This window comes from Nocardia sp. NPDC052001, from assembly GCF_040680615.1.
GTDB lineage: Bacteria > Actinomycetota > Actinomycetes > Mycobacteriales > Mycobacteriaceae > Nocardia.
Genome location: NZ_JBFAXC010000002.1, coordinates 640,071 through 662,906 on the forward strand (window position 1 = coordinate 640,071; position 22,836 = coordinate 662,906).

Below are 22,836 nucleotides of genomic sequence, written 5' to 3' on the forward strand. Positions count from 1 at the left end.
ATGTCTGTGTCCCCCCGCGCCGAGTTCGACACCACCCTACTCGACACGCTCAGTCGGCGTGTCGTCATCGGCGACGGTGCGATGGGCACCATGTTGCAGGCCGCGGACCTGACGCTGGACGACTTCCGCGGCCTCGAGGGTTGCAACGAGATTCTCAACGAAACCCGCCCTGACGTGCTCGCACACATTCACCGCGCCTATTTCGAGGCCGGTGCCGACGCCGTCGAGACCAATACCTTCGGTTGCAATCTGCCCAACCTCGCCGACTACGACATCGCCGATCGCATTCGCGATCTATCCGAGCGCGGCACCCGCATCGCGCGCCAGGTCGCCGATGAGATGGGTCCGTCCGCCGACGGCACGCCGCGCTATGTGCTCGGGTCCATGGGCCCGGGCACCAAACTGCCGACCCTGGGTCACGCGCCCTACGCCTCACTGCGCGATGCCTACGCCGAGGCGGCGCTGGGCATGCTCGACGGTGGCGCGGACGCCATCCTGATCGAGACCTGCCAGGACCTGTTGCAGGTCAAGTCCGCGATCGTGGGCAGTCATCACGCCATGGCGCGCGCGGGTCGCAAGATTCCGATCATCACGCACGTGACCATGGAGACCACCGGCACCATGCTGGTCGGTTCGGAGATCGGGGCGGCGCTCACGGCGCTGGAGAACCTCGGCATCGACATGATCGGATTGAACTGCGCCACCGGCCCGGACGAGATGAGCGAACATCTGCGCCATCTGTCCAAGCACGCGCAGTTGCCGGTATCGGTGATGCCCAATGCCGGTCTGCCGGTGCTCGGGGCGAACGGCGCGGAATACCCGCTCACGCCCGAGGAACTCGCTGTTGCGTTGAGCGGCTTCGTTTCCGAGTTCGGCCTGGCGCTGGTGGGCGGCTGCTGCGGTACCACGCCCGAGCACATTCGCCAGGTCGCCGAAGCGGTGCATGCGGTGACCCCTGCGGTGCGCCAGCCGGTGCACGAGCCCGCGGTGTCCTCGATCTACTCCGCGGTGCCGTTCGAGCAGGACTCGTCGGTGCTGATGATCGGTGAGCGCACCAATGCCAACGGCTCCAAGGCGTTCCGGGACGCCATGCTGGCGCAGGATTGGCAGAAATGCCTCGATATCGCCAAGGATCAGATTCGCGACGGCGCGCACATGCTCGACCTGTGCGTGGACTACGTGGGCCGCGACGGCGCGGTCGATATGACCGAGCTGGCCTCGCGCCTGGCCACCGCCTCGACGCTGCCGATCATGCTGGACTCCACCGAATTGCCGGTGTTGCGTGCGGGTTTGGAGCAGCTGGGCGGGCGCTGCGCGGTCAACTCGGTCAACTACGAGGACGGCGCGGGACCGGAGTCGCGGTTCCAGCAGACCATGGCGCTGGTCGCCGAACACGGTGCGGCCGTGGTGGCCTTGACCATCGACGAGACCGGTCAGGCGCGCACCGCCGAGACCAAGGTGGCCATCGCCGAGCGATTGATAGCCGATATCACCGAGAACTGGGGGCTGGCCGAGTCCGACATCATCGTCGATACGCTGACCTTCACCCTGGGCACCGGTCAGGAGGAGTCGCGGCGCGATGGCATCGAAACCATCGAGGCCATCCGGCTTTTGAAGCAGCGGCATCCGAATGTGCAGACCACGCTGGGTCTTTCCAATATCTCCTTCGGCCTGAACCCGGCCGCGCGCCAGGTGCTGAACTCGGTGTTCATGAACGAATGCGTCGAGGCCGGACTGGATTCGGCGATCGTGCACGCCTCGAAGATCCTGCCGATGGCGCGGATTCCCGAGGATCAGCGCAAGGTCGCGCTGGATCTGGTGTACGACCGCCGCACCGAGGACTATGACCCGCTGCAAGAGCTGATGGCCATGTTCGAAGGCGTCTCGGCGGCCTCGTCCAAGGCCTCGCGCGCCGAGGAGCTGGCGCAGCTGCCGCTGTTCGAACGCCTGGCCCGCCGCATTGTCGACGGTGAGCGCAACGGCCTGGACGCGGACCTCGATGAGGCCATGAAAGAGGTTCCGCCGCTGCAGATCATCAATGAGACCCTGCTCTCGGGCATGAAGACCGTCGGTGAGCTGTTCGGCTCCGGGCAGATGCAGCTGCCGTTCGTGCTGCAGTCGGCCGAGGTGATGAAAACCGCTGTCGCGCACCTGGAACCGCATATGGAGGCCACCGACGACTCCGGTAAGGGTCGCATCGTGCTGGCCACGGTCAAGGGTGATGTGCACGATATCGGTAAGAACCTGGTGGACATCATCCTGTCCAACAATGGCTACGAGGTCGTGAATCTCGGTATCAAGCAGCCGATTTCGGCGATCCTGGATGCCGCGGTGGACAAGAAGGCCGATGTGGTCGGCATGTCCGGACTGCTGGTCAAGTCGACGGTGGTCATGAAGGAGAACCTGCAGGAGATGAATGTCCGCGGTGTCGCGGAACAGTTCCCGGTGCTGCTGGGTGGTGCGGCGCTGACCCGCGGCTATGTGGAGAACGATCTCACCGACGTCTACGAGGGCGATGTGCACTACGCCCGTGACGCTTTCGAGGGTCTGCACCTCATGGACGAGATCATGACCCGTAAGCGCGGCGGTGGCCCGGATCCGGACAGCCCCGAAGCCCTGGCCGAGGCGGCGAAGATCGCCGAGCGCAAGGCTCGGCATGAGCGCTCCAAGCGAATCGCGGAGGAGCGCAAGGCCAAAGAGGTGCCGATCGAGGTGCCCGCACGCTCGGACGTGGCCGCGGACCTGCCGGTGCCGACCCCGCCGTTCTGGGGCAGCCGCGTGGTGAAGGGCCTCTCGGTGGCCGAGTACTCGGGTCTGCTGGACGAGCGGGCACTGTTCCTGGGCCAGTGGGGTCTGCGCGGTCAGCGTGGCGGTGAGGGCCCCTCCTATGAGGAGCTGGTGGAGACCGAAGGCCGTCCGCGGCTGCGGTATTGGCTGGACCGGTTGATCGCCGAGGGCGTGCTCCAGCATGCCGCGGTGGTGTACGGCTACTTCCCGGCCGTATCCGAGGGCGACGATGTGATTGTTCTCACCGAGCCCAAACCCGATGCGCCGGAACGGTATCGGTTCACTTTCCCGCGTCAGCAGCGCGACCGGTTCCTGAACATCGCCGATTTCATCCGCTCGCGCGAACTCGCGGTACAGCACGGACAGGTCGATGTGCTGCCGTTCCAGCTGGTCACCATGGGACAGCCGATCGCGGACTTCGCCAATGAGCTGTTCGCGGGCGATAACTACCGCGACTACCTCGAGGTGCACGGCATCGGTGTACAGCTCACCGAGGCGCTCGCGGAGTTTTGGCATCGCCGCATCCGGGAAGAACTTGTGCTGGAAGGGCATTCCGTCGCCGACGACGATCCTTCCGATGTGCTGGAGTACTTCAAACTCGGCTACCGTGGCGCACGGTACTCGTTCGGGTACGGCGCCTGCCCCGACCTGGAAGATCGGGCGAAACTGGTGGACCTGCTGGAGGCGGGCCGGATCGGAGTGGAGCTCTCGGAGGAACTGCAGCTGCATCCGGAGCAGTCGACGGATGCGTTCGTACTTCTGCACCCGGAAGCGAAGTACTTCAACGCCTAAGATTTTCGAAGAGTTACCGGCGGGCTCGTCGCGCAACGTTGCAGGGTGGCTCGGCGCGAAAGCCAGCAGGAGGGGCACAACCACATGACTTCAGACCGGTTGATCACGGGGCGGTACCGACTAACGGATCCGATCGGCACCGGTGCGATGGGGGTCGTGTGGCGCGCGACCGATGTTCGACTGCGGCGCACGGTCGCGGTCAAGCAGTTGCTGTTGGGTCCCGGGCTCACCCGGTCCCAGGCGATCGAGGCCAAGATGCGCGCGATGCGGGAGGGGCGCATCGCGGCGCGACTGCATCACCCGAACGCGGTCACCGTCTTCGATGTGGCGGAGGAGGACGGCCAGCCCTGGCTGGTCATGGAATACGTGGACGCGGTCTCGCTGGCCGCGCTCATGCGTGAGAAGGGCAATCTCGCGCCCACCGAGGTCGCCCGGATCGGGGCCAAGGTGGCGGCGGCGCTCGCGGCCGCGCACAAGGCCGGGATCGTGCATCGCGATGTGAAACCCGCCAATATCCTTGTGGCCGATGACGGGACGGTGAAGATCACCGACTTCGGCATCTCGCGCGCCATCGGCGATGTGACGGTGACCTCCACCGGGTTCCTGGCCGGAACGCCCGCGTACTTATCGCCGGAGGTGGCGCGCGGCGAGAATCCGGAGCCGCCTTCGGATGTATTCGCGCTGGGCTCAACGCTTTTCGCGGCCGTCGAGGGAATGCCGCCGTTCGGTGAGGGCGATAACCCCCTGGCGGTATTGCATTCGGTGGCGCGGGCGCAGGTGCCCGAACCCGCGCACGCGGGCGCGCTCGGCCCGGTGCTGATGGATCTGCTGGCCGCCGAAGCCGCGGACCGGCCGACCATGGAACAGGCCGCCGAACGACTCCAGGCCGTCGCCGACGGGCGGGTCACCGCGCCGATTCAGCAGACCAAGGTGCTGCCCACGGTCAATGGTGGTGTGGCGGTGGACACTTCGGCCGCCACCACGGTGCTCGCCACGTCCACGACCGGGCAGTCTTCGGCCAATGCCACCGATCCGACGGTGCATATCGCCACCGGTGGGCCGTCCGCCCGCTCCACTTCGCCAGAGACGCCGGTGCCGCCCGTACCACCGTTCACGCCGAAATCCGGTGGGCAGGAACGGAATTGGCGACAACTCGGACTGGTGGCCGTCGGCGTCGTCGGCGCGCTGGTGCTGGCCGCGCTGGTGGCGTACGCGGTGAGCCGCGGCGGCAATGACAATTCCCCGGTCGCCAACGAAACCACTTCGGTTGTGGCTCCGGTGAATCCGTCGGCCCCGCCGTCCACGCAGGCCGCCATCGGTCCGACCGACGGCGGTGCCGGGAATACCGAACCCAGCCAAGGCGCCCAGCCGACCACTACGCGTCCGCCCGCCAGCACGACCACACCGCCGCCCGCCAGCACCACCACGACCCCGGCCAAGCCGAGTACGACGACCCCCGCACCGCCGACCACGACCCCCGCGGGTCCGCCGTCCGCCGCCTCGGTGGCCTCGTTCATCCAGGGCTACTACGGCATGCTGCCCGGCAATGTCGGCGGCGCGTGGTCCATGCTGTCGCCCGGCTATCAGGCCTCGACCGGTGGTTTCGGCGCGTACTCCCAGTTCTGGGGCAGCGTCGCCGCGGTGAGCGTCGGCGGGGTCACCACCACCGGTGAGAATCGCGCGGTGGTGAATCTGACCTACACCATGCGGAACGGTCAGGTCGATCGCGAGAGCAGGTGGATCCAGGTCGATTCCACCGGCGGCCGGATTCTGATCGCGGCCTCGGGGTTGTAGTCGATTGGTCTGGACCGGATCGCACCCGCGAATTCGGTCCAGACCAATCGCCCGATAACCTGTACACCGCCTCGCCTCCGCGAGCGCCAGTGGCAGTGGATGACAGGAGTGGTGTTCCGGTGACGCGTTTGGACGCGGTGTTGTGGGATATGGACGGAACGCTGCTCGATTCGGAGAAGCTCTGGGATATCGCGGTCCGGGAACTCGCGGGCGAACTCGGTCATGAGATGAACGATGCGATGCGGCACGCGCTCATCGGCGCGTCCGGCCCGAACGCGCTGCGCATCATGTTCAGCGGATTGGGCGTGGCGGCCACACCCGAGGCGCTGGCCGAGGCCGACGCCTGGATCGAACGCCGGATCATCGAACTGTTCCGGGATCCGGTGCCGTGGCGGCCGGGCGCACAGGATGTACTCGGTGCGCTGCACGCGGCGGGTATCCCGATGGCGCTGGTCACCAATACCAAACGGGCACTGACCGAATACGGCCTGGACACCCTGGGACGGCACCATTTCGCCGCGACCGTGTGCGCCGATGAAGTGCCGCACGGTAAGCCGTCGCCGGATGTCTATCTGCGGGCGGCCGAGCTGCTCGGGGTCGCGCCCGAACATACGGTGGCCATCGAGGATTCGCCCACCGGCGCCGAGGCCGCCGCTCTCGCGGGCTGCACGGTGCTCGTAATCCCCTGTGAGATAGCGGTTCCCGCGGCTCCCGGGCGCACCTTCCGGGATTCGCTGGTGGGTCTGACGCAGGCGGATCTGCGGGGGCTCATCGCCCGTTGAGCTGAACCCGCGCCGCCGGTGCGGCCCCGTGATAGAAGTACCGGCCCAGGCCGACGGTGAAAACCATGATGCCGTACACCGAATGCTCCACCGAGGCGGTGAACAGCGACTGGGTCTTCGCATAGCGATCGGCGAAGATCCAGCCGCCCACCCCGCTCGCGGCGACCGAGAACCAGCTGCCGAATACGATGTGCACGTAGCCGAAGGCCGCGGCGCTGGCGGCGACCATGGCGCGGCCCTCACCGAAAACCGGTGCGTACCGGTGGAACAGGAATGATCGGAAGATCAACTCCTGCGGGTACACGCTCAATGCCGGGTACAGCACCATGACCGCCAGCCAGATCGCCGGGTTGTTGCGGGGCAGATCGAACAGATCCTCGCGCCGCCGCACCGCGACCGCCGTGGTGAGCGCCAGTGCGCTCGCCCCCGCCAGCGCCGCCATCGGCCGCGCCTGCTCGCGCACGGCCGCACTGCGCCACAGCGCGTCCCGATCGAAACCCGAGGACCGGCGCAGGTAAACCGTTGCGCCCGCGGCCAATGCGAGCAGTACCGGAATCGGCGATCTGCCCCGGCCCACCGCGTTGTACAGGGTCGTCCCGCCGAAGAACAGCCCCGCGTACTCCGCCGCCAGATACACCCGCCGCCGCGATCCAATCCTCATGAGCTCACCATAATTTCCGCGGGCGCACCGCGCTGACCGCCGAATCTGAACATTGGGTTCCGGTGGCTGACCTGGGGTTCAGCGCCGCGGTGCCGCTCCGGCGTCGGCGGTGATGGGTTCATAGCAGTCGTAATTGCGCTGGGCGAGGATCTTGCCGTCGCGGAATTCGAGCACGGTCGCGATATGCGCGCGCAGCACATGGCCCGCCGGGAGCTCGCCCATGGCCACCGCCGTGGTGCCCTCCCAAAGCACTTCCAGCGCAACCTGATCGCCCGCGGCGATGGCATTGAGCACTTCGAAGTTCTGCTCGCGCACATTCTTTCGGCCCGCCTCGGCGGCGGCGCGCAGTCCGGCGATATCGCGGACGACGCCATGGGGGAAGAGCGCGTTCGGTAGTTCGTGATGTACGGCGTCGGGGTGGAAGAACTCGGCGAGCTCGTCACCGACCGCTGATCGGGAGACGGCGCGGTGGTAGCGGACGGCGATATCGATATTGGGGTGCTGTTGCAGCCCGCATCCGCCGTGTTCGCCTCACCGCGCGCGGCCATGCCGCCGTCGCGGCCGCGCGCACCGCTCGCGCGGATCTCGATCGCTGGCTGACGGAGCGTTTCGGTACCGAGGCCCTCGCCGCCGTCCGATCCCAGCTGGCCGAATTGCTCGCCGAACTCGGCGGCACCGCGGCGGTGGCTCGCCGTGCCGTGCGCCCGCCTCGGTGAGCCGGCGACGCTGTGGCAATGGCGCAATGGCGAACCTGCACGGCCATATTGATCTTGGTTATGGTGGATTGGTGACTCGTTCGATCGATTTCACCGGTGACCCAGGATCGGGTGGATACCGGAATGACGGTGGGGGTTCGGGACGGATGCGACTCCCGGCCCAGTGAGGACTTGATCGCCGAATCCGCCCGCAAGGTATTCGCCGCACTGCCGTAGCTCGGCGAATCGGCTCAGGAAATCTGTGGGAGAGAACGCAGTTGGGCCACCGCGCGCACATCGCCCTCGATGGTGAACCAGAGGGTCTGTGCGTCGGGGGTCCGGCGGGTATGGATATCGAGGGGCTCGCCGTGCCGAATGGGTTTGTTGTATTCGAGGATGAAGCGATGCGGGCCGGCGGTGAGATCCGCTGTGTCGGAAGTGAATTCATGCACGGCATGCCAGTACGCGGTATTGGTGACGTGCTGGAAGTGGTCGATATCGGTGCGGCGCAGTGGAAAATGAGCCGGGGCGATCGGCGGCAGCGGATCGGTGAGCCATTGCCGCCAGCGCAGCCGCTGTTCCGAGGTTGTGGTGCACATCAATTCGAAGAATTTGTCGTCGACCCGTGACGGGCTCATGGTCTCTTTGTTCATATGAATCCAGAAGCCCTCGGTTTCGATGAGGCCGCCGGATTCGGAGTCGATGCGCACGCGCATGGTGCACCAGCGCGGGGATATGCCCGAACACCAGCGGCGGGTGCGGAGTTTCGCGGGCCAGGTGATCGGGCGGATCACGTCGATGACGGTGCGGCGGACAATCCAGTGCGGATGCGATTCCAGTGCGCCGCAATGCACCAGGTGGTCGACGCCCGCGTCCTGGATATGGCGTGCGATGCCGTCGATGCGCAAACCCTGGTTCTCATCCATATCGACGGTGCCCAGGCGGCCCGGGAAATCGAAGATATGGCCCGAGGACGGGACCGGGGGCAGCGGGCGCAGCATCGGATGGTCGTCCAGTGCGGGCAGCACCGGCGGCGGATCGGTGAGCTGGTTCATCATCGGCAAACCTCCGGGACATCCATCAGAGTGGGGCGGGGAGTGCGAAAGGGCTGCGGTGCCAAGAGTCCGCGGCGGCAATGCCGGGTCGCGATGAGGTCAGCGTAGTGCAGAACCGGGCGCGGGGCAGGGCGGGCCACCCGCGCGCCCGGTGGCGTGTCACCGCAGCGGGCCGAAGAAGGTTCGCAGGTCCCGGGCCAGATCGGCGGGAGCCTCCATGGCCGGGAAATGCTTACCGCGCTCGAATTCGGTCCAGTGCGCATCGGCAGGGGCGGGGACCACCCGGCGCACGGTCTCATCGGAACCGAAGATGGCGAAACCCTGGGGTGCGATCGGTGCCGAGCCCCAGTCCATCGAATGCGCCTGTTCGTAGAGAGTGTGCGCGGCGGAGGCACCGGCGCCGGTGAACCAGTAGAGGCTGACCGTGGTCAGCAGTTGATCGCGATCGATCGGGAGATCGGTCCACTGCTCGAACTTCTCCGCGATCCACGCCAATTGCAGCAGTGGGGAATCGACCAGCCCGTAGCCGATGGTCTGCGGGCGTGAGTTCTGGATCGCCAGATAGCCCGAACCCTCGCGGCGGAAGGCGTCCATACGCTCGAGAATCACCTTGTCGACCGGATCATCGGCATCGAGGCGGTCGGCCACACCGGGCAGGAAGGTGGCGACATTCGCGGCGGTCAGCGGATCGGTGACCACGTGTACGCCGAGCACATGTTCGGGATCGAGACCGCCGACCATACCGGAGACGCCGCCGCCGATATCACCGCCGTGTACGCCGTAGCGGGCATAGCCGAGCCGGTTCATCAGCTCGATCCAGGCGCGCGAGGTGCGGGCCATGGACCAGCCGGTATCCGACAGCGGGGTGGAGAAGCCATATCCCGGCAGCGACGGGGCCACCACATGGAATGCCGGACCTTCCTCCGGCTCGGTGAGCGGCCCGATCAGATGCCTGAATTCGGCGATCGAGCTGGGGAAACCGTGCGTGATGAGCAGGGGAGTGGCATCGGGGCGCGTCGAGCGCACATGCAGGAAATGGATCTGCTGTCCGTCGATCTCGGTGGTGAACTGCGGGAAGGAGTTGAGCGCCGCTTCCTGTGCCCGCCAATCGAATTCGGTACGCCAGTACTCGGCCAGCTCCTTCAGTTCCGCCACCGGGATACCGCGCTCCCAGCCGACGCCGGGGAGTCCGGCGGCCCAGCGGGCATGCGCCAGGCGGTCGTGCAGGTAGTCCAGCTCGGCCTGCGGGATATCGATGCGGAAGGGGCGAATCTCGGTGCTCATCAGGGGTTTTCCGTTCCTTCGAGGGGAGTGGCTTACTCGATGGGACCAACATTAGGAACGATCGCGGAAAGGTTCGTTCCGCGATCGCCGGATACCATCGGAAAATGTTGGAAACCTCCGCCCGCCTGCTGCGTTTGCTCTCGCTCCTGCAGTCCCGGCGCGATTGGACCGGACCCGAACTCGCCGAACGCCTGCGCGTCACCACCCGCACCATCCGCAATGACGTCGACCGGCTGCGCGAACTCGGCTATCCGGTCGAGGCCAAATCGGGCGTGGATGGCGGCTACCGGCTCGGTGCGGGCGGCGCGCTGCCGCCACTGCTGCTCGATGATGACGAGGCAGTCGCCGTTGCCGTCGGATTGCGCACGGCCGCAAGCAGTTCCATCGCCGGTATCGACGAGACGGCGCTGCGCGCGCTGACAAAACTGCAGCAGATCCTGCCCTCGCGATTGCGGCATCGGGTCAGCGCCTTCCAGCACACGCTGCCGGTGCCCGCCCGCGGTCCGCTGGTCGACCCGGATGTGCTGACCGTCATCGCCACCGCCTGCCGCGATCACGAACGCCTGCGCTTCGACTACGAATCGCACGGCGGTGCGTCCACCCGCCGCGAGGTCGAACCGTATCGCCTGGTCAGCCTGCGCCAGCGCTGGTATCTGATGGCGTGGGACCGCGAGCGCGACGATTGGCGCACCTTCCGCGTCGACCGCGTGCATCCGCGCACGCCGACCGGCCCGCGCTTCACCCCGCGCCCGCTCCCGCCGGACGCCGATATCGCCACCCGCGTGGAACGCTCGGTCGGCGAAGCGGTCTGGCGATTCCGCGCCCGCGTCATCGTGCATGCCCCGGCTTCGCATGTGCGCCAACGCCTCCCGATCCAGGTCGATATCGAGACACTGGGCGAGAACCGCTGCGCCTTCGAACCGGGATCGGACAATCCGCAACAGCTCGCCCTCCACCTGGGCATGCTCGGCGTGGATTTCGAGATCGTCGACTCACCCGAACTGGCCGCCGCGCTACAGGATCTGATCGGCCGCTACGAACGTGCGCTCGCCCCCGAATAGCTCGGCGGCGTTGCCGGGGGAAGGCGGAGGTGAAAGACCTGCTGTTCGATGCGGTGCGGTTCCCATTCGTACAAGTCCGGGACCTGAGAGATCGGTTAGCCTTCGGCCATGGGTGAACCTCTCGAATCGTTGCGGGCGCTGTGCACCGCGCTGCCCGAGGTGACCGAACGCCTCAGCCACGGCGAACCGACCTGGTTCGTGCGCGGTAAGAAGACCTTCGTCATGTTCGCCGACCACCATCACGACGACCGCCTCGGCTTCTGGTGCGCGGCCCCGCCCGGCGTGCAGGAGGAACTGGTCGCCGGACAACCGGACAACTACTTCCGACCGCCGTACGTCGGCCACCGCGGCTGGCTCGGCGTCTACCTGGACGTCCCCGTCGACTGGTCCGAGATCGCCGAGATAGTGCAGGACGCGTACCGGCTGATCGCCCCCAAAGCCCTGGTGGCCCAGTTGGACTCGTAGCGCGCTGGTCCCCGCCTCCTGGCAATCGCCACCCAGCCGCGAGCAGAACCCCGCACCGGAATAACGGGTGCGGTCAGCGATCGTGACTTCGCAGGCTGTAGTGGGCGTCCAGAACCGGCACGGGGTCGAGGTCGGAAATGTGGTGGCCCGCATCGCAGTGCTCGGTGAGATCCTTGCCGTCGCGGGCCTGGACTATGCGTAATTCGCGGACGAGGTCGACCAGGGATTCGGCGACCCGGGCGGCGTGACGGTAACCCGGTGCGTCGCGGTCGGCGATGATCCAGACCCGGTACGCGCCGGTGAACCAGGTGGCGTGATCCGGATGCCAGCCCTGTGCGCCACCGGCATTGCAGGTGGCGGTGAGACCGGCGTGGGTGGCGGTGAGCGCGTCGGCCTCACCCTCGCAGATGTGGATATCGCGGCCGGAGTGGACCGCGTCGAGCACATCGGGGAGATGGAAGGGCAGGTGCGCGAAACCGCCCGGGGTCCAACCGCTCTCGGTACGGCGATACTGCCGGAAGGACTTCGCGCGGCCGTTCCGATGCTCGGTGTGAACGCGGACCACGCATCCCGCCGAGCGACCGTCGGGCCAGCGGTAAAGGTAGGTCGCCACATCCTTCGGGCGGGCCAACTGGGGTCCGAGATCGCGTTTGTGGACTTCGAGGGACAGTCCCGCCTCCTGTAGCGCCCGATCGGCCAAAGCCATTGCGGGGGAGTGGGATCGGCCCGCTCCGGTCGGCGCGCGCGGGGTGTCGAAGAGATCGCGAACGCCGAGCCCGAGGCGCTCGAGCACCTGCTCATCCGGGCAGCCCGCGAAACAGCGCACCACCGTGCGCCCGCGCTGCCGGTTGTAAACGACGCCCAGCGAGGGATGGTGATGGCGGCCGTCGGACTCGTGAACGGGGCACAGGTAGGTGGTCCAGTCGGCACCGCGCCGGCCGGGACCGGATACCCGGTTCAGGGCGGTGGTGATGGTGTCCCAGGATCGGTTCGAGTCCATAGCGAAGTCCTCTCACTACCGGTGTACCCGGATCGCGGGGACTGTCAAACAGATCGAAACCCGTTGGAGTGCACGGTAAATCGTGCTTGCAGATGTGCTGGATCGGCATCTATGTGGCAATTGCACAATTAGTCAATGGAAATATGCGCATCCAAGCATGTAACTCGGGCGTGGCTCACTGTGCACCGGTGCGGTTCCGGCGGAACGTTCCTGCTCGCGACGACGGCCGCGAGCAGGGCGGAGTATCAGCGACCCGAGATGAGATCGGCCATTCGCGCGATGCGCGAGGTGTGCCCGAGGCGGTTTTCGCGGTGATCGGCCGCTCGGTAGAGGCTGTACATGAGCTGTACTCCGATCCAGCGCAAGGGTTCCGGCTCCCAGCGGCGCACCCGCCAGTTCACCCACGGTAGTGCGGTGAGCTCGGTATCCCTGCGCAGCAGGAGATCTCGCAGGGTGCGACCGGCCAGATTGGTGGTCGCCACACCGTGCCCGGTGTAGCCGCCCGCGTAGCCCAGGCCGGTGTCGTGGTCGAGGGCGATGCTGGAACACCAGTCGCGGGGGACCGCGAGCACCCCGGACCAGGCATGTGCGAGCGGGACTTCGGCTGTGGCGGGGAAGAAGTCGGTGAGCATCGCGCGCAGGACATCCACGGTCCACTGCCGAGTCTGCCCGTCCGCATCGATGCGACTGCCGTATCGGTACGGCTTACCGCGTCCGCCGAAGGCGATCCGGCCGTCCGCCGTGCGCTGGGCGTACATGTAGTAGTGCGCCATATCGCCCAGCAATTCGCTGTCCTGCCAGCCGATTTCGCGCCACATCGCCTCGGGCAGCGGTTCGGTGACGATCATCGAACTGTTCATCGGCAGCCAATCGCGATGGCTGGAAGCGAAAGTCGCGGTGAAGCCCTCGGTCGCGCGGATGACGTAGTCGGCGGTGACGGTGCCGCGCGCGGTGATCGCGGCGGCCGAGCTGGACGCCGTGCGCGGTCGTATGGATTCCACCGTGGTGTTCTCGTGAATCCGCACCCCGAGCGCTCGCACCGTATCGGCAAGTCCGCGTGCGAGTTTCGCGGGCTGCACGCGCGCGCAGTGCGGTGTCCACAGTGCCCCGGTGGCTCCGGCGATGCGGATTCGGTCGTCGGCGGCGACGGTCATGAGATCGTCCTCGCCCCAACCCCATTCGCGCGCATGCGCCAGGGTGTCGCCGAGTCGCGCCCGCTGTGCGTCGTTGCGGGCGACGGTCAGCTGTCCGCTCTTGATCACATCGGCGTCGATACCCTCGGCCGCCGCCACCCGCACGATCTCGTCGACGGTGTCGAACATGGTGCGCTGCAACCGCACCGCGGCATCGCGGCCGTGTACGCGGGCGTACGCCTGCGCCGATCCCGCTATCTCTCCGACAACCCAGCCGCCATTGCGGCCGGACGCGCCGTATCCGGCGAATTCCTTCTCCAGCACCACGATTCGCAGGTCCGGTTGTGCCTGTTTCAGATAGTAGGCCGTCCACAATCCGGTGTATCCGGCTCCGATAACGCACACGTCGGCCTGGGTGTGCCCGGACAGCGGGGCTCCCGGGTCGACGGGGGCGAGTTCACGGAACCAATACGACACCGAACCATTGACAAAGGACATATCAGACATCCTGAGCTATCTCCGAGCATTCGGCCACCGGCATTTTCAGATGGTCCCGGGGAGTGGGAACCGGCCGGGCGCGCGATGCGGCGGGCGCGCCGGATTGGCGCATGAAAACTCTTGGTGCACAGGAATAGTGAATATCCACAATCCCGGTACATCCCGGGCGTGTCGGGCGGTTTGCCCGCCAGAATGATCGACATGGTTGCGACAGGGGGTAGGGCAGACGTGTGCGATACGGACGGCGCCGGGGTGGTGGTGGCCGCGCCGGCGGGCAGTGCTGTCCCCGGTGTGGACATCGCCCGCTATCCGCTGGACTCGCCCGGCGGCGCCGGGTGGAACGCCGCGGTGGCGGCCGCGCGCGCCGAGTTGGCCGCCGACGGCTGCACCGTACTGCGCGGTTTCATTCGGCCCGATGAGGTCGAGACCATGCGCACCGAGGGCGTGGCGCTCGCACCGCACGCCTACTACACGGTCGAGAACGTCAACGCCTACAACATCCCGATCGATGCCGACCTACCCGCCGATCATCCCGGCCGCATTGTGCTGCGACGTGGAAACGCCTTCGTCGCAAGGGATCTGATCCCGCGCGCGGCGCTCATCCACCGGCTCTACACCGATGCGCGCTTCCAGCGTTTCATCGCCGATTGTTTCGGCCTGGACGCGCTGCACGAGTACACCGATCCACTGGCGGGCCTGTGCCTCAATGTCGTTGCGCCCGGTATGTCGCATCCGTGGCATTTCGACACCAATGAGTTCACCGTCAGCATGCTCACCCAGGAGCCGGAAGCCGGTGGGGTGTTCGAATATTGCCCGAATATTCGCTCCCGCGAGGCCGAGCACCTCGACGATGTGCGCGCGGTGCTCACCGGTCACGGTGACCACCTCATCCGGCGGCTGGAACTACGCCCCGGCGACCTGCAACTGTTCCAGGGGCGGTTCTCGCTGCATCGCGTCGCGCCCGTCGGCGGTACCGTGCAGCGGCATTCGGCGATCTTCGCCTACAGCGATTCCCAGGGCGTCATCGGCACCGCCGAGCGCACCCGGCAACTGTTCGGGCGCGTGCTGCCCGATCATCTCGCGGCCGATGCTGTCCGCGGCGACCGCCTGCTCGACTGAGAAGAGGACCACGTGCCGGTTTCCTTACACAGCACTGGGAAAGCGTCGTTCGACGATATCTATGAGAGCCCCGACCCTCGTGCGTACTACGCCCGAATGTCCGAATTGGACTATCGGATACCGGAACTGGCGAAACCACACTTCCAGCAGCTGCTGGCCGACCATCACGCGGCCACCGGCATCACGAGCCCGACCGTGCTCGATATCGGCTGTTCGTACGGGGTGAACGCGGCCCTGCTGCGCCTGGACACCACCATGTCCGACCTGTTCGACAGTTACGCCGAACCCACCCCGCCCGATCTGCTGGCCCGCGACCGCGCTCGCCTGGCCGAGGAGGATCAGCTACCCGGTGTCCGATTCCTGGGTATGGACGCCTCCGGTGTCGCGCTGGACTACGCCCGCAATGCCGGACTGCTGCACGACACCGTGCACGCGGATCTGGAGGCGGGCGATCCCACCGAGGCCCAGCGCCGCGTCCTGGCGACCGCCGATCTGGTGATCTCCACCGGCTGCGTCGGCTATGTCACCGAGCACACCCTGCTGCGGGTGGCCCGCGCCCATGGTGGAAAGCTGCCCTGGATGGCGCATTTCGTGCTGCGCATGTTCTCCTTCGATCCGATAGCCGCACATCTGGCCGCACTCGGCTATCACACCGAACTCGCGCCCGGCGCCTTCCGGCAACGCCGGTTCGCCTCGCCGGAGGAGCAGGCGCAGGTGTGTAATGCACTGGCGGCCAATGGAATCGATACACAAGGCTACGAATCCGATGGCTGGCTCTACGCCCAGCTCCACCTGTCCCGCCCGAACCTATCCTTCGACCACGAGGACCTGCATTGAGCGAACGGACCTTCGCCTACGACGATCAGCTGCCGCGGGTGCCGCTCCCCACTTTGGAGGAGAGCTGCACTCGCTTCCTGCACTGGTCCGCGCCGCTGCTCTCCAGCGACGAGTACGCCGCCACCGCGGCGGCCGTCGAGGATCTGCTGCGCCCCGACAGCCCGGCCCGCACCCTGCACGCGGACTTACAGCGGTTCGACGCCGAACCCGGCGTCGGCAGCTGGCTGGACGAATTCTGGCCCTCGCGCTACCTCGGGCGCCGGGACCGAATCGCGTTGAACGCCAACTTCTTCTTCCTGTTCCGCGATGACACCGTGCTCGCGTCCTCCACCTCCGCCGGACAGGCGGAGCGGGCCTCGGCACTGGTCACCGCGGCGGTGAACTACAAACTGCGCCTCGATGCCGAGGAGATCCCGCCGGTCACCCAGCGCGGGCAGAAACTCAATATGGCGCAGAACAAGTTCCTGTTCTCCGAGACCCGGATTCCGGGTGCTCCGCAGGACACCGTGCGAGTGCCGTACACCGATGAATGGCCGGGGCCGTCGCAGGCGCGCCATATCGTGGTCCTGTACCGCGGCAACATGTTCCGGATGGATGTACTCGGCGCGGACGGCGTGCCGTACAGCCCGGAGGATCTGACCGCCGGACTGCTCGGGGTCATGAAGGCCGGATCGCGGCGCGCACCGGTGAACACCTCGGCCGGACACCTCACCACCCTGGCGCGCAAGGATTGGGCCCCGCTGTACCAGCAGTTGCGGCCGGTCAACGCCGCGGCGTTCGAGACCATCGAAACCGCGCTGTTCTGCCTCTGCCTGGAGGATTTCAGCCCGCGCGACACCCTGCACGCGTGCGATCAACTCCTGCACGGGGACAGCGGTAATCGCTGGTTCGACAAGGCGGTGTCGTTCATCGTCTTCGCCGACGGCCGGACCGGTATCAATGTCGAGCACTGCGGGCTGGACGGCACCACCATCCTGTCGTTCGTGGACACGCTGCTGGAGACCTCGGTCGCCGACCACGCCGCGCAATCCGGGGCGCAGCCGCAGGGTCTGCCCGCCGCCGAACCCATCGAGTTCACCCTCGATGCGGCGCAGCGGTCGGTGACCTCGGCCGCGGCGGCGTCGTTCTCGCAGTTCGCGCTGGACACCGCCACCAGTACGGTGTCCTTCGATTTCGGCACCGGGCATATCAAAACCCTCGGTATTTCCCCGGATGCCTTCGCGCAGTTGAGCTATCAGCTCGCGCATCGGCGCAGCAAGGGCCTGACGGGCGCGACCTACGAGTCGATCGCGACCCGGCAGTTCCGCAACGGCCGCACCGAGGCCATGCGCGTGGTGACCCCGGAGATCCTGGAATTCATTGCCGCCATGGAGAATCCGGCCGCCGATGACGATCGCAAGCGCGAAGCCGTGCGGGCGGCCGCCACCGCGCATGTGCGACGGGCGCAGGAGTGCCAGCGCGGGGAGGCACCCGAACAGCACCTGTGGGAACTCGAATGGATTCAGCGGCGGCGCGGTGAGCAGCTCGGTGCGACCGAGCCGATGGCGTTCTACGACAGCCCCGGCTGGAAGATCACCCGCGATGACTATCTGAGCACCAGTTCGGCTCCGTCGGTGAACATCCAGTACTTCGGTTTCGGATCGACGAGCCCGACCTGCATCGGTATCGCGTACGTGCTGCTGCCCGATCGCTGGAACCTCTACCTGGCCACCCCGAAGTCCGTGGCACAGCAGATGCACGACTTCGCCGCTCAACTGCGCACGGCCGCAGCGGAATTGGAGAAGCTGCTGGCCGGATGAGTTCGGAGCCCGCCACTGCTGTCTGATTTGTCGGTAACGTGACAATCGTGATTACGCTCAAGAAAGAAGACGGCGCAGCGGATCTCGGCGGCATCACCAAGATGAGCGTCGGGGTCAGCTGGGATCCCTCCTCGGGCAGCAGTGGTGGACTACTCGGTATCGCTCGGCGCAAAAAAGGCGTCGACCTGGATTTGATCGCGGTGCTCATGCAGGGCAGCGAACCCGTGCGGTTCGCCGGCCTGGATTCCCTCGACCCCTTCGGCAACGGTTCGGTGCAGCACACCGGCGATGAGCAGACCGGCGCGGCCTCCGGTGACGATGAGACCGTGCACGTCACCTTCGCCAATGTGCCGCCCGCCATCGACGGCATCATCTTCGTCGCGGCCGCCTTCAAGAAGGGCAGCAGCTTCGAGAAGGCCAACAATGTGTCCTTCAAGATCTACGACGCGACCGGTGGCAGCACCCAGCAGGTCGCCGATATCTGGCCGTCGCTGCTCGGCGCGGATAATGCCAATGCCATCGCCCGCGCCTTCCGCAACGGCCCGGCCTGGCAGCTCGAGGTGCTCGACCGCAAAGGCAAGGTGAAGCAGGGCGATATGCAGGCCCTGCTGCGATTCGCCATGGCCTGACCTGGGATTCGCTCCGGTCCGGGTGGTTCCCGCCGTGCGGGTGAACCGCCCGGACCGGCCGGTTCATGGGGCAGGGGTGGCGATCTGCGACAATCACTTACCGTGAAATCTTTCGAAGCCCTGTTCGCCGAGCTACAGGATCGTGCAGTAAACCGCCCCGAGGGGTCCGGAACCGTCGCCGCTCTGGACGCCGGTGTACATGCGCAGGGCAAGAAGGTACTGGAGGAGGCCGGCGAAGTATGGCTGGCCGCGGAACATGAGAGTGACGAGTCGCTGTCGGAGGAGATCTCCCAGCTGCTCTATTGGGTTCAGGTGCTGATGGTGGGCCGCGGTCTGCGGCTCGAAGACGTGTACCGACATCTGTGATGCGCCGTTTCACCGCACAGCCCGTGCGGCCGACAACCCCGCGTCCACTGTCCTCACGTCCCCCCACCCGTCCCGAAAGGAATATCTATGCTTCGCGTCGCCGTCCCAAATAAGGGCTCGCTGTCCGAATCCGCCGTCGCCATCCTCGCCGAGGCCGGTTACCGCGGCCGCAAGGACGCCCGCGATCTGAGCGTGCTCGACAATGCCAACCAGGTCGAGTTCTTCTTCCTGCGCCCCAAGGACATTGCGATCTACGTCGGCTCCGGTGAGCTCGATCTCGGCATCACCGGGCGCGATCTCGCCCTGGACTCCGGCGCGCCCGTACAGGAGCGCCTGGCCCTGGGCTTCGGCAACTCCAGCTTCCGCTACGCCGCCCCCGCGGGCCGCGAATGGAAGGTCGAGGATCTCTACGACAAGCGCATCGCCACCTCGTACCCCAATCTGGTGCTCAGCGATCTGAAGTCGCGCGGCATCGAGGCCGAGGTCATTCGCCTCGACGGCGCGGTCGAGATCTCGATTCAGCTCGGTGTGGCCGATGCCATCGCCGATGTGGTCGGCTCCGGTCGCACCCTGCGTCAGCACAACCTGGTCGCGTTCGGCGATTCGCTCTGCGACTCCGAAGGTGTGCTCATCGAGGCCAAGGGCGCGGATCAGCGCAATAGGGCCCGCAACCAGCTGGTGGCGCGTATCCAGGGCGTGGTATTCGCCCAGCAGTACCTCATGCTCGATTACGACTGCCCCAAGTCGCTGCTCGACGCGGCCGTGGAGATCACCCCGGGTCTCGAGTCGCCGACGATCGCACCGCTGAGCGATCCGGAGTGGGTCGCGGTCCGTGCGCTCGTGCCGCGCAAGAATGGCAACGAGCTCATGGACAAGCTGGCCGATCTCGGTGCGAAGGCCATCCTGGCCACCGATATTCGCTCCTGCCGAGCGTTCTGATCGGTCGCGTCCGCGCGAAGTAGCGAACGCGGAATAGCCGAAATAGCCTCGCCCGCCGCGTTTTCGCGGCGGGCGATGGTGTGTTCGATGCTCAGTCGGCCGTTTCGGTGAGGACGGTGATGGTGTCGGGAGCGGCGATGGCCGGATACGGCGGCGGGGTGCCGCCGAACTCCGGGCACAGCGGTTTGAAATCGCAGTACTGGCAGAGCCAGGATCGGCTGGGCGGGAAATCGCCTGTCTTGGAGGCGGATTCGATGGCCTGCCAGAGCGCGGAGACAATACGTTCGAACCGTAGCAACTCTTCGGCATCGGGTTCGTAGCTCAGGGTTTGTTCATCGGCGAGGTACATGAGCCGTAGTTCGGCCGGGGCCGCGCCGAGGGTTCGCATCAGCACCAGGGCGTAGAACTTGAGCTGGAACAGCGCCCGGGTTTCGCGTTCCGGGCTGGGGGAGCGGCCGGTCTTGTAGTCGATGACGTGCAGTAATCCATCGGGGGACCGGTCGATTCGATCCACGAAACCGCGCAGCGGAGTGCCATCGGGCAGATCGGTCTCGATGAACGCCTCGAGCGATTGCGGTTCGAAGGCGGTGGGATCCTCGAGGTTGAAGTAGACCCGCACCAGGTCGTACGCCTCGGCCAGGAAGCCGGGCAGTTCCTCTTCGGCTATCAGATCGATGGTTTCGGGGCGCGATTCCAGCAGGCGGGTCCAGGCGGGCGCGATCAGATCACCGGCGTGTGCCAGATCGCGTTCGGGCGCGGGCAGTCCGAACAGCGCCTCGAGCACCGCGTGCACGAGCGTGCCGCGCACCGCGACCCGGGCGGGGGCCTCCGGGATCTTGTCTATCGCACGTAGCCGATACTTGAGTGGGCACTGTTTGAAATCCATTGCGCGCGAAGGTGAGAGTGCGAGCCTGCGCGGCTGGGCGCCCGCTGAGTCCGGGGTAGTGATCGCGGGTACCGACATACCTGGCAGGCTAAACGCAGGCACCGACAAGGTGCGAACCTGATTCACGCAGCAAAATCGCAGCGACTTTCGGCATGCGCCGGGGTCGAACCAGAACGGAGATTCATGACGGCCAGACGGACCGGGCCTTTCCAGATCGGCGACCGGGTGCAGCTGACCGACGCCAAGGGACGCAAGTTCACCGTGATCCTGGCGCAGGGCGGCACCTTCCACACGCATGCGGGCGAGATCGCCCACGACGATCTGATCGGCGCGGATGAGGGCAGTGTGGTCACTTCCGCCAAGAACACCGCCTACCTCGCGCTGCGGCCGCTGCTGACCGACTATGTGCTGTCCATGCCGCGCGGCGCGGCGGTCATCTACCCCAAGGACGCCGCGCAGATCGTGCACGAGGGCGATATCTTCCCCGGCGCGACCGTGCTCGAGGCCGGCGCGGGCTCCGGCGCGCTGACCTGTTCGCTGCTGCGCGCGGTCGGCCCGGAGGGCAAGGTCGTGTCCTGGGAGATCCGCGAGGATCACGCCGAACACGCCGTCCGCAATGTCGAGCGTTTCTTCGGTGAGCGCCCGGACAACTGGGAACTGACCCTCGGCGATGTCGCCGAGTACTCCGGCCCGCAGGTGGACCGGGTCATCCTGGACATGCTCAAGCCCTGGGACACCCTGGACGCGGTCGCCAAGGCGCTGGTCCCGGGCGGTGTGCTGATGGTCTATGTGGCCACCACCACGCAGATGTCCGAGGTGGTCGAGCATCTGCGCCGCCAGGAATGCTGGACCGAACCCCGCGCCTGGGAATCCATGGTCCGCGGCTGGCATGTGGTCGGCCTGGCCGTGCGCCCGGAGCACCGCATGCAGGGTCACACCGCGTTCCTGGTGACTGCCCGCCGCCTCGCCGACGGTGTGGTCGCGCCCAAGCCGCAGCGTCGCGCCGGTAAGGGCTGACACCGCGAATCGGCCTGCCTCGCATGCTTTTCAACACGATGTGCCCCCTTTCCGCTTGGAAAGGGGGCACATTCGTGTGTTCCGGGCCGAGAGTTTTTCAGCCCGTGCGGGTTTTCACCCCGTGCGAATCAGCAGGGGGCGCGGCCCATCGACAGGATGGTGCAGGCGGTGCTCTCCGAGAGCTGCCAGCCCGCGGCGGTGTGCTGCCAGGACATCGGCACGCCCGGCATGGTGCCGTGCGGGGAGATGACCGCGACCGAGGCATTGGCGTTATCGCCGTCGACCTGGATGTTCGAGACGCCGAAGCCGATCTTGCCGTAATTGCCCAGCTTCGAGGTCATGGTGTCGATATTGCTCGCGCGCCGATCGCCGCCCACCATGAGCTGCTCCTTGTCGACCGTGGCGATATTCGGGTCGACGAAGCGTTCCAGGGTGGACCGCAACTCCTCCGGCGAGGGCGCGGGGGAATCGGCGTTGGCGAGTCCCGCACCCGAGACGAGCGCGAGACTCGCGCCGAGGGCGGCCAAACAGATGCGGGCGGAGCGAGCGAGCATGAGCGGTCGAGCCTTTCGATCGGAGCGGTTACTGCTGGGTTTACGGCTGACAGGCGGCGCGCGCCATACCGAGGATGGTGCACGCGCCGGCATCGGCGAGCTTCCAGGTGCCGTCCACGTACTGGAACGACATCGGTACATCGGCCATGGTGCCGTGCGGGGACACCACCGAGACCTTGGCATCGGCCTTATCGCCGGTCTGCTTGATTTCGCCGACGGTGAAAGACACCGCGTAATGCGCCAGACCCTGGTTCATTGTCTCGATGAGCGCGATTCGCTTGTCTCCGTCGACAACGAGTTTCGCCTTGTCCGCGGCGGGTTTCGCCGGATCCGCGAACGCGGTCAGCACGCCCTGGAGCTGCTCGGCGGTGGGTGCGGGGGCGGTGGCCGCCTTGGTCACCGCGGCCGAGGTGGTGGCCGCGGAGTCGGTGGAGGTCTTGTCATCCGAGCCGCAGCCAGCCAGGGTTGCGGTAACGGCGAGGGCCGCCGCAACGGTAGCCACGGAAACACGAAGCGTCCGCGAGGCGTTGCGCATACCAGAAGTTCGACTGGTGGGAAGGAGCATCAACGGCACCCTTTCGGATCGGCCGGTGATTAACTCACCGGAAACATGTTAGGGCAGGCTAACATGTCCGTCCGGTCCGCTAGCCGCAGCCTAGATGTGATCACGACGAAACCATGTC

The 22,836-nt window shown here is 66.5% G+C and carries 21 protein-coding genes; 12 read left to right on the forward strand and 9 right to left on the reverse strand.

Annotated elements, in window-relative coordinates; translation table 11 throughout:
* The 3 genes from metH to AB0L82_RS11235 all read left to right on the forward strand — a co-directional run bounded on the left by metH (position 1) and on the right by AB0L82_RS11235 (position 6,155).
* Positions 1-3,579, forward strand: a complete 3,579-nt coding sequence (gene metH / locus AB0L82_RS11225; protein WP_364633895.1) for a methionine synthase — start codon at positions 1-3, stop codon at positions 3,577-3,579.
* An 84-nt stretch (positions 3,580-3,663) separates the two neighbouring features.
* Positions 3,664-5,373 carry a serine/threonine-protein kinase gene (locus tag AB0L82_RS11230; protein WP_364633897.1) on the forward strand — a complete coding sequence of 570 codons (1,710 nt, stop codon included), beginning with the start codon at positions 3,664-3,666 and terminating at the stop codon, positions 5,371-5,373.
* 119 nt (positions 5,374-5,492) lie between these two features.
* The gene (locus AB0L82_RS11235; protein ID WP_364633899.1) at positions 5,493-6,155 is read left to right on the forward strand and encodes an HAD family phosphatase; all 663 of its coding nucleotides are present in this window, start codon (positions 5,493-5,495) and stop codon (positions 6,153-6,155) included.
* On the opposite strand, the gene AB0L82_RS11240 is transcribed toward AB0L82_RS11235, so the two are convergent.
* The 4 genes from AB0L82_RS11240 to AB0L82_RS11255 form a co-directional block, all read right to left on the reverse strand.
* Complete coding sequence (locus AB0L82_RS11240) at positions 6,142-6,816, reverse strand: CPBP family intramembrane glutamic endopeptidase (protein ID WP_364633901.1); 675 nt, start codon at positions 6,814-6,816, stop codon at positions 6,142-6,144. The genes AB0L82_RS11235 and AB0L82_RS11240 overlap by 14 nt on opposite strands.
* Positions 6,817-6,894: 78 nt before the next feature.
* On the reverse strand, positions 6,895-7,326 hold the full coding sequence (locus AB0L82_RS11245; RefSeq protein WP_364635994.1) for a nuclear transport factor 2 family protein: 432 nt from the start codon (positions 7,324-7,326) through the stop codon (positions 6,895-6,897).
* A gap of 436 nt (positions 7,327-7,762) precedes the next feature.
* Positions 7,763-8,569, reverse strand: coding sequence for an acyl-ACP thioesterase domain-containing protein (locus AB0L82_RS11250; RefSeq protein ID WP_364633904.1), 807 nt, complete (start codon positions 8,567-8,569; stop codon positions 7,763-7,765).
* 156 nt (positions 8,570-8,725) lie between these two features.
* Complete coding sequence (locus tag AB0L82_RS11255; protein ID WP_364633905.1) at positions 8,726-9,850, reverse strand: epoxide hydrolase family protein; 1,125 nt, start codon at positions 9,848-9,850, stop codon at positions 8,726-8,728.
* Positions 9,851-9,954: 104 nt separating this feature from the next.
* Between AB0L82_RS11255 and AB0L82_RS11260 the strand changes: the two genes are divergently transcribed.
* Both AB0L82_RS11260 and AB0L82_RS11265 read left to right on the forward strand, forming a co-directional pair.
* The gene (locus tag AB0L82_RS11260) at positions 9,955-10,911 is read left to right on the forward strand and encodes a YafY family protein (RefSeq protein ID WP_364633907.1); all 957 of its coding nucleotides are present in this window, start codon (positions 9,955-9,957) and stop codon (positions 10,909-10,911) included.
* A 108-nt stretch (positions 10,912-11,019) separates the two neighbouring features.
* Positions 11,020-11,376 (forward strand): MmcQ/YjbR family DNA-binding protein, encoded by a 357-nt coding sequence (locus tag AB0L82_RS11265; protein ID WP_364633909.1) that lies wholly within the window; start codon positions 11,020-11,022, stop codon positions 11,374-11,376.
* Between the two features lie 73 nt (positions 11,377-11,449).
* Here the strand turns inward: AB0L82_RS11265 and AB0L82_RS11270 are convergent, their stop codons facing one another.
* Positions 11,450-12,376, reverse strand: coding sequence for a hypothetical protein (locus tag AB0L82_RS11270; protein WP_364633911.1), 927 nt, complete (start codon positions 12,374-12,376; stop codon positions 11,450-11,452).
* A 245-nt stretch (positions 12,377-12,621) separates the two neighbouring features.
* Positions 12,622-14,007 (reverse strand): FAD-dependent oxidoreductase, encoded by a 1,386-nt coding sequence (locus AB0L82_RS11275; protein WP_364633913.1) that lies wholly within the window; start codon positions 14,005-14,007, stop codon positions 12,622-12,624.
* Between the two features lie 201 nt (positions 14,008-14,208).
* On the opposite strand from AB0L82_RS11275, the gene AB0L82_RS11280 reads away from it, so the two are divergent.
* From AB0L82_RS11280 to hisG, 6 genes are all read left to right on the forward strand, one after another.
* Positions 14,209-15,126, forward strand: coding sequence for an arpA protein (locus AB0L82_RS11280; RefSeq protein WP_364633915.1), 918 nt, complete (start codon positions 14,209-14,211; stop codon positions 15,124-15,126).
* Positions 15,127-15,222: 96 nt separating this feature from the next.
* Complete coding sequence (locus tag AB0L82_RS11285; protein ID WP_364633917.1) at positions 15,223-15,963, forward strand: class I SAM-dependent methyltransferase; 741 nt, start codon at positions 15,223-15,225, stop codon at positions 15,961-15,963.
* The gene (locus tag AB0L82_RS11290) at positions 15,960-17,762 is read left to right on the forward strand and encodes a choline/carnitine O-acyltransferase (protein ID WP_364633919.1); all 1,803 of its coding nucleotides are present in this window, start codon (positions 15,960-15,962) and stop codon (positions 17,760-17,762) included. The genes AB0L82_RS11285 and AB0L82_RS11290 overlap by 4 nt, the downstream gene beginning before the upstream one ends.
* A 47-nt stretch (positions 17,763-17,809) precedes the next feature.
* The gene (locus AB0L82_RS11295) at positions 17,810-18,391 is read left to right on the forward strand and encodes a TerD family protein (protein WP_364633921.1); all 582 of its coding nucleotides are present in this window, start codon (positions 17,810-17,812) and stop codon (positions 18,389-18,391) included.
* A 102-nt stretch (positions 18,392-18,493) separates the two neighbouring features.
* Entirely contained in the window at positions 18,494-18,757 is a 264-nt protein-coding gene (locus AB0L82_RS11300) for a phosphoribosyl-ATP diphosphatase (protein WP_309230825.1), read from the forward strand.
* A gap of 87 nt (positions 18,758-18,844) precedes the next feature.
* Positions 18,845-19,696 (forward strand): ATP phosphoribosyltransferase, encoded by an 852-nt coding sequence (hisG, locus tag AB0L82_RS11305; protein ID WP_364633923.1) that lies wholly within the window; start codon positions 18,845-18,847, stop codon positions 19,694-19,696.
* Between the two features lie 91 nt (positions 19,697-19,787).
* On the opposite strand, the gene AB0L82_RS11310 is transcribed toward hisG, so the two are convergent.
* Entirely contained in the window at positions 19,788-20,660 is an 873-nt protein-coding gene (locus AB0L82_RS11310) for a PD-(D/E)XK nuclease family protein (protein ID WP_364633925.1), read from the reverse strand.
* 105 nt (positions 20,661-20,765) lie between these two features.
* On the opposite strand from AB0L82_RS11310, the gene AB0L82_RS11315 reads away from it, so the two are divergent.
* Positions 20,766-21,599: a tRNA (adenine-N1)-methyltransferase gene (locus tag AB0L82_RS11315; protein WP_364633927.1), complete on the forward strand. Its 834-nt coding sequence runs from the start codon at positions 20,766-20,768 to the stop codon at positions 21,597-21,599.
* A gap of 128 nt (positions 21,600-21,727) precedes the next feature.
* Here AB0L82_RS11315 and AB0L82_RS11320 read toward each other — a convergent pair whose 3' ends face one another.
* Together AB0L82_RS11320 and AB0L82_RS11325 are read right to left on the reverse strand one after the other, a co-directional pair.
* Complete coding sequence (locus AB0L82_RS11320) at positions 21,728-22,153, reverse strand: hypothetical protein (RefSeq protein ID WP_364633929.1); 426 nt, start codon at positions 22,151-22,153, stop codon at positions 21,728-21,730.
* 40 nt (positions 22,154-22,193) lie between these two features.
* On the reverse strand, positions 22,194-22,655 hold the full coding sequence (locus tag AB0L82_RS11325) for a hypothetical protein (RefSeq protein WP_364633931.1): 462 nt from the start codon (positions 22,653-22,655) through the stop codon (positions 22,194-22,196).
* Positions 22,656-22,836: the final 181 nt, after the last annotated feature.

Excerpts from the sequence above, each read along its gene's own strand:
- AB0L82_RS11230 (WP_364633897.1), top strand. The coding sequence starts at position 3,664 with ATGACTTCAGACCGGTTGATCACGGGGCGGTACCGACTAACGGATCCG.
- AB0L82_RS11280 (WP_364633915.1), top strand. The coding sequence starts at position 14,209 with ATGGTTGCGACAGGGGGTAGGGCAGACGTGTGCGATACGGACGGCGCC.
- AB0L82_RS11315 (WP_364633927.1), top strand. The coding sequence starts at position 20,766 with ATGACGGCCAGACGGACCGGGCCTTTCCAGATCGGCGACCGGGTGCAG.
- AB0L82_RS11250 (WP_364633904.1), bottom strand. The coding sequence starts at position 8,569 with ATGATGAACCAGCTCACCGATCCGCCGCCGGTGCTGCCCGCACTGGAC.
- AB0L82_RS11240 (WP_364633901.1), bottom strand. The coding sequence starts at position 6,816 with ATGAGGATTGGATCGCGGCGGCGGGTGTATCTGGCGGCGGAGTACGCG.
- metH (WP_364633895.1), top strand. The coding sequence starts at position 1 with ATGTCTGTGTCCCCCCGCGCCGAGTTCGACACCACCCTACTCGACACG.
- AB0L82_RS11260 (WP_364633907.1), top strand. The coding sequence starts at position 9,955 with ATGTTGGAAACCTCCGCCCGCCTGCTGCGTTTGCTCTCGCTCCTGCAG.
- AB0L82_RS11265 (WP_364633909.1), top strand. The coding sequence starts at position 11,020 with ATGGGTGAACCTCTCGAATCGTTGCGGGCGCTGTGCACCGCGCTGCCC.
- AB0L82_RS11270 (WP_364633911.1), bottom strand. The coding sequence starts at position 12,376 with ATGGACTCGAACCGATCCTGGGACACCATCACCACCGCCCTGAACCGG.
- hisG (WP_364633923.1), top strand. The coding sequence starts at position 18,845 with ATGCTTCGCGTCGCCGTCCCAAATAAGGGCTCGCTGTCCGAATCCGCC.
- AB0L82_RS11285 (WP_364633917.1), top strand. The coding sequence starts at position 15,223 with ATGTCCGAATTGGACTATCGGATACCGGAACTGGCGAAACCACACTTC.
- AB0L82_RS11275 (WP_364633913.1), bottom strand. The coding sequence starts at position 14,007 with ATGTCCTTTGTCAATGGTTCGGTGTCGTATTGGTTCCGTGAACTCGCC.
- AB0L82_RS11320 (WP_364633929.1), bottom strand. The coding sequence starts at position 22,153 with ATGCTCGCTCGCTCCGCCCGCATCTGTTTGGCCGCCCTCGGCGCGAGT.
- AB0L82_RS11255 (WP_364633905.1), bottom strand. The coding sequence starts at position 9,850 with ATGAGCACCGAGATTCGCCCCTTCCGCATCGATATCCCGCAGGCCGAG.
- AB0L82_RS11310 (WP_364633925.1), bottom strand. The coding sequence starts at position 20,660 with ATGTCGGTACCCGCGATCACTACCCCGGACTCAGCGGGCGCCCAGCCG.